The sequence below is a fragment of the Geodermatophilus obscurus genome, from assembly GCF_900143215.1.
Classification (GTDB): domain Bacteria; phylum Actinomycetota; class Actinomycetes; order Mycobacteriales; family Geodermatophilaceae; genus Geodermatophilus; species Geodermatophilus obscurus_A.
The window spans coordinates 1-1082 of the sequence record NZ_FRDM01000110.1; the positions used below are offsets into that span (position 1 = coordinate 1).

General features: G+C 68.4%; 1 protein-coding gene. It reads right to left on the reverse strand.

Annotation, left to right across the window (positions count from 1 at the left end; genetic code table 11):
- Positions 1–1060, reverse strand: a 1060-nt coding sequence (locus tag BUB17_RS25240) for a polysaccharide biosynthesis protein (RefSeq protein WP_141243222.1), incomplete at its 3' end; no start/stop codon positions are given.
- Between the last annotated feature and the right edge of the window lie 22 nt (positions 1061–1082).

The window sequence follows — 1082 nt, forward strand, 5'->3', positions numbered from 1 at the left end:
ATCTCAGCCGCCAGGTGAAGTAGTGCCGCGGTAGGTACCCCCTCAACACGGCGGTCGAGAGGTAGAACCCGAGGAAGACCACGCAGCCCACGGCCACCGCGAGGGCTGCTTCCAGGCGATTGTCCGTGCGGAGCCACGCGGTGGACAGGAAGCTCAGGACGGTCGCGGTCAGCCCCAGCACCAAGGGGCCGGCGATCAACCGGTAGTAGCGCCTCTGGGTGGAGCCCACGGCCGGCTGCACCAGAGCGATGCTGTAGGCGGAGCCGAGGATGATGGCCGCGACGATCCCTGCCATCAAGCCCATCGGTCCGAAGATCAGAAGCAGCGGAGCGCCTAAGCCCATGCTGAGAACGGCTGTCACGATGGCTGCCTTGGCGCGCAGGCCCGGTCGTCCGATGGCGTCGGCGACGACTCCCTGGACGCCCGTCAGGCTGTCCGTCGTAAAGGCCAGACAGAGCCCCACCATGGCCGCGAGCGTCAGAGCCTCATAGTGGCGGAGCCACAGACTCAGGAAAGCGGGGGCCAGAGCGAGCCCCAGGAGCGGCGGGACGATGCTCAGCGCCGCCACCCTCGTCGTCAGACGCTCGGCATGCTCCATGGCCCCGGTCAGGCCTCGCTCGGAGAACGACCGGGTGAAGGGTGCCGTGAGCGCGCCCGTGAACAGGCCGCCGAGCGTCCTGAAACCGAGAGCCAGACGGCTGCCGAGTTCATACGCACCTGCCGCGGCAGCGCCACTGGCGACACCGAGCAGGATCTTGCTTGCCTGGATGACGATCAATTCCGCCACGAGCAGGCTCTGCCCCTTGAGACCGAACGACGCCAACTCCTTGAGCGTGGCCCACGAGGGCCGGGCCGGGTGGAGTCGTGCGATCCGGGTGTGGACGGCGGTAGCTATCGCCACCAGGGCCACGGCGTTCCAGCCTGCGGCGGCCCATGCGTAGACCACCACGTCCCCGCTCAGGAATGCGGCTGCCGTGCCGATGCAGTTGCCGGCGAAGCCGCAGGCGGTGACGACGGCGTTGGGCAGAGCCTGGAACTCCCGCCCGTAGGCGGATCCCATGAGGATGGTGCTGAGCTGGCCC